General features: G+C 41.5%; 5 protein-coding genes. 1 reads left to right on the forward strand and 4 read right to left on the reverse strand.

The genetic code is table 11. The features are described 5' to 3' along the window. Positions 1-34: 34 nt before the first annotated feature. From AX660_RS09135 to arsC, 3 genes are read right to left on the reverse strand one after another with little or no spacing between them, the layout of a single operon-like run. Positions 35-463, reverse strand: coding sequence for a DUF2069 domain-containing protein (locus tag AX660_RS09135; RefSeq protein WP_068375803.1), 429 nt, complete (start codon positions 461-463; stop codon positions 35-37). Positions 464-466: 3 nt separating this feature from the next. Next, positions 467-1054: an NAD(P)H:quinone oxidoreductase gene (gene wrbA, locus AX660_RS09140; RefSeq protein WP_068375805.1), complete on the reverse strand. Its 588-nt coding sequence runs from the start codon at positions 1052-1054 to the stop codon at positions 467-469. After that, positions 1051-1404, reverse strand: a complete 354-nt coding sequence (arsC, locus tag AX660_RS09145) for an arsenate reductase (glutaredoxin) (RefSeq protein WP_068375807.1) — start codon at positions 1402-1404, stop codon at positions 1051-1053. The genes wrbA and arsC overlap by 4 nt, the downstream gene beginning before the upstream one ends. An 80-nt stretch (positions 1405-1484) precedes the next feature. Here arsC and AX660_RS09150 point away from each other — a divergent pair, with 80 nt between their 5' ends. Further along, a complete protein-coding gene (locus AX660_RS09150; RefSeq protein ID WP_068375809.1) occupies positions 1485-1949 on the forward strand; it encodes a TlpA family protein disulfide reductase in 465 nt (154 codons plus the stop codon). Here the strand turns inward: AX660_RS09150 and bepA are convergent. Beyond that, positions 1935-3389 carry a beta-barrel assembly-enhancing protease gene (bepA, locus tag AX660_RS09155; RefSeq protein WP_082768825.1) on the reverse strand — a complete coding sequence of 485 codons (1455 nt, stop codon included), beginning with the start codon at positions 3387-3389 and terminating at the stop codon, positions 1935-1937. The two genes, AX660_RS09150 and bepA, sit on opposite strands and share 15 nt — an antisense overlap. Positions 3390-3450: the final 61 nt, after the last annotated feature.

Raw genomic sequence — 3450 nt, forward strand, 5'->3', positions numbered from 1 at the left:
AAACAACGATTGTTAAGCATGATTTTTCTCTTACCTATGGCTTTTGTTTATGACTCTCGAAGGCTTCTTGTTCTTCGCGTAATTCATCTTTTAATTTACGAATGCCAAGGCCGAGTTCACGCCCTCGTAACCTTGCATAGTAGCTACAACCGGTAAACAGACCACAACATAAAACAATTTCGATAAAAGCATAAAATCGTTCGCCCTCTACCGCATAAACCGCGGTAAGGCCATGTAGCAGATAGTACATCACAATAAAGTTGGTCCAAGCATAGGTATAGGGTTTGCCCTGGATTAAACCTTTTAGGGGTAAGGTTATAGGCACTATCCAAAATAACAGGGTAAATAGGGTAGAAGTCGATTTATCGGGTGTCAGCATAAAGTGCCAGATAACTAACCAAACAAATAATAAAAAATAACTGCTCAGGGCCAAACGTTGATAAAAAAGGGTGGTAAATTTCATGGTTTATCCTAATTGTTTGGCAAATATTGCCAGACGTTTGCCTTGTGCGATACACAAACTGATTTCATCTTGGCTTAGCATGTTGGGACTGTTTTTTTGCGCTAAATGGCTGACACCATAAGGGCTGCCACCTGTCATGGTAGTGTGCAATTGGGGTAAGGAATAGGGTAGACCACATATCAACATACCATGATGCAATAAAGGTAACATCATACTGAGTAAGGTGCTTTCTTGGCCACCGTGCATACTGGCTGTAGAGGTAAAAACACAGGCTGGTTTTCCTTCTAAAGTGCCTGACAACCATTCGCGACTAGTTTGATCTAAAAAGTATTTTAAAGGCGCGGCCATATTACCAAAACGGGTAGGGCTGCCTAATGCTAGTGCGCAGCACTCGTGTAAGTCTTGTATACAGACATAGGGGTCACCTTGCTGCGGCACACTTGCCTGCGTTTCACCAATATTACTACTGACTTCTGGAACGGTGCGAAGCCGCGCAGATAAACCAGCTTGTTCAACTCCTAAAGCGATTTTATTGGCCATCGCTTGAGTTGCACCGTGGCAACTGTAATATAAAATCAGCACATCTTTCATAATAGGCTTAATACATTTTCTGGTGGACGACCCAGTGCCGCTTTGCCCTGATAAATAACGATAGGACGTTCGATTAAATTTGGATGCGTGAGCATAGCTTCAATCAGTTGGGTTTCAGATAGTTCAGGTGACGCGAGTTGTGCACTTTTATAGATTTCCTCGCCGCTACGCATCAATTGACGTGCGCTGGTGAAACCTAGCATTAGAATGATTTTTTGTAATTCAGCAAAGCTAGGCGGATTTTTTAAATATTCGACAATAGTCGGTTTTTTGTTATGTTGTTCAAGTAGTTGCAGAGTTTGTCTGCTTTTTGAACAACGATTGTTATGATAAATAATGAGTTCAGACATAGGGGCATTTTCTATAATTAAACATTTGCCTAGTGTAACCTGTATTGAACTAAGACCACAAAACAAGGGTGATAATTTAGATGAAAAAAGCGTTGTTAGCTTTACTGGCTGTGTGTGCTGTGGTGGCCGGTTTAAGTGTTAATTTGTTGTTTAAAGTGGATTTTGTCACCCTTGATGGCGAATCTAAACAATGGCGTGATTTACATGGGCAGTGGGTGGTAGTTAATTATTTTGCACAGTGGTGTGCGCCTTGTTTACGGGAAATACCAGAACTCAATGAATTTTATCGTGAAAACAAACAGATAGCGATGTTTGCAGTGAGTTTTGATACCTTAAATCAACAACAACTCCTTGCTCTACGTGAGCAACATAACATTGAGTTTCCGATTTTAGCTGAAATTAGCGCCACACCTTGGCAACAAATGCCTAAGACCTTACCCCACACCTTAATTATTGATCCACAAGGTAAAATTGTGCGTGAGCTAAAAGGTGAGCAAAGCGCAGCTAGTTTACTACGCGTAATTACCAAGTTACAGGGTTCGTAGTTTTTCCTGCGCATCACGGAATTGTTCTATGCGCGCTCTGATCCTTTGTTTTTCAAGCTGTTTTTCGCCCGCATAATTATAAGCACTTTGCAACTCGTCAATAGCACGAGGGTAAGCTGCGACTAAGGCAAATACTTCCGCTTTTACTTGGTGCATCTCTAGTGGTTGCTGTCCGCCTAAGTAAGCGTCCGACAACAAGTCATAGGCCAGCATATTGTTCGGTTTGAGCAGTAAAAAATCTTTTAGCAGACTAACGGCTTTGGCATATTGTTTGTCTTTTATTAATACGTTAGCCAAGTTAAGCACCAGTACCTGATTGCGTGGATTATGTGCAGTCTGCGAACTCAAACGGTTAATAGCGGATTCAAATTGTTTTGTTTCTATGGCGATGTCAGTAAATACATCAAGATAAAACAAGTTATCAGGATCGGATTCTAACAAATTAGCAATCAAGCTTTGGGCTTGGCTGTATTGTTTATTCGCTAAATAGGACAAAGCCAAACCATATTCAGCGGCTTGTTTAAAAACATAGGAATCTTTTGCCAGCGCGGCAGAAAAATACTCAATGTTATAATCAGGTTTTGCATAATAGCGGGCTAAAATCCGCGATTTAGCTAAATGAAAACTCAAGCTTTCGGGGATAGTGCCAACATTGTATGTGGCGGCGCGACTTCTAGCATCCGCCACCCTGGATTCAGGCATAGGGTGAGTCATTAAGAATGCCATAGGGGCCGATTTGAGACGACTTTTTTCCGTTAAGGTAGAAAAGAATCCACTGGCGCCATTAGGATCAAAACCCGCTTGTGCGAGTATACGTATGCCAATCCTATCCGCTTCTTTTTCATTTTGCCGAGTATAATTAATTGAAGCTTGTTGAGACGCCGCACTACCTGCTGAAATTGCCGCCATGCCTGCTTCAGGATTGGCCATTGCTAATAAAATCCCACCTAACATTGAGGCTATTTGTAGCGGTGCAGATTTTTGGCGTTCTTCTATGCTTCTGGCGATGTGCCGTTGAGTAACGTGGCTGACTTCGTGAGCTAACACCGATGCGAGTTCAGATTCATTTTTGGCATTAAAGATTAAACCAGAATGCACACCGACGTGGCCACCAAAAAAGGCAAATGCGTTTATGTCAGGGCTATTGAGCAAAAAGAAGGTAAAGGGGAATTTTACATCGTCGGCTTGGGCAACCAAACGATTACCCAAATCTTGGATATATTCATCCAATAAAGGATCATTGATAACCGGTGCTTGGCTGCGCAATTGGCGCATCAAGGCATCACCAATTAACATCTCTTTATCTAAACTAATGGCACTGGAAGCAACTACGCCAATTTCCGGTAATTCATTTTTTTTATTGTTAGCGTCGGCATAAAATCCACCGCCTAACAATATACTCAGTGCTACTAGTTTTAATCGGAAAAATTTTTTAATCATTGAATTATCTGGTAATGCTATCCGTATGAAAAATTGAAGGCAAATTGTTTAGCTACTGTAC

The sequence above is a fragment of the Paraglaciecola hydrolytica genome, from assembly GCF_001565895.1.
GTDB classification, from domain to species: domain Bacteria; phylum Pseudomonadota; class Gammaproteobacteria; order Enterobacterales; family Alteromonadaceae; genus Paraglaciecola; species Paraglaciecola hydrolytica.

Bases quoted from the DNA above. Each gene is read 5' to 3' on its own strand.
- AX660_RS09135 (WP_068375803.1), bottom strand. From the start codon at position 463: ATGAAATTTACCACCCTTTTTTATCAACGTTTGGCCCTGAGCAGTTAT.
- wrbA (WP_068375805.1), bottom strand. From the start codon at position 1,054: ATGAAAGATGTGCTGATTTTATATTACAGTTGCCACGGTGCAACTCAA.
- arsC (WP_068375807.1), bottom strand. From the start codon at position 1,404: ATGTCTGAACTCATTATTTATCATAACAATCGTTGTTCAAAAAGCAGA.
- AX660_RS09150 (WP_068375809.1), top strand. From the start codon at position 1,485: ATGAAAAAAGCGTTGTTAGCTTTACTGGCTGTGTGTGCTGTGGTGGCC.
- bepA (WP_082768825.1), bottom strand. From the start codon at position 3,389: ATGATTAAAAAATTTTTCCGATTAAAACTAGTAGCACTGAGTATATTG.